The sequence below is a fragment of the Vibrio sp. HI00D65 genome, from assembly GCF_001635455.1.
Lineage (GTDB): Bacteria > Pseudomonadota > Gammaproteobacteria > Enterobacterales > Vibrionaceae > Vibrio.
On record NZ_LWEH01000344.1, the window covers coordinates 1 to 445 of the forward strand.

Annotated in this window: 1 protein-coding gene; it reads left to right on the plus strand. The window is 40.2% G+C overall.

What is annotated here, in order from left to right:
• Positions 1 to 416, plus strand: a 416-nt coding sequence (locus tag A3712_RS19730) for an RNA recognition motif domain-containing protein (RefSeq protein WP_063524733.1), incomplete at its 5' end; no start/stop codon positions are given.
• Positions 417 to 445 lie beyond the last annotated feature (29 nt).

Below are 445 nucleotides of genomic sequence, written 5' to 3' on the forward strand. Positions count from 1 at the left end.
TGGCTGTATTAGGCGGCATTGTTTTCTCTCAGGTAGATATATCGCCTGCAATTACCTTTATCCTTGGTGTCTTGGCTTCCGCTTTTGTTGTTAACTTTTCAAGCACCGACTCAAAATCAGATTCAGAAACTAAAGCTTCAACGAAAACGCTTTATGTGGGTAACCTTCCATACAAGGCGAACGAATCGCATGTTCGTGAATTATTCTCAGAACATGGTGAAGTCTTTGCAGTACGCTTAATGAAAGACAAGCGTACTGGTAAAAGAAGAGGCTTTGGATTTGTTGTTATGGCAAGTAATGATGTGAATCATGCGATCTCTGCTCTTAACGACAAAGATTACATGCAACGAACTTTAAAAGTACGTGTTGCAAATGATCCTAAGCATCCTGAAGCGGACGAATCTGAACAGAACTAAACCCTAACTGCTTCAACATACTATCTAGT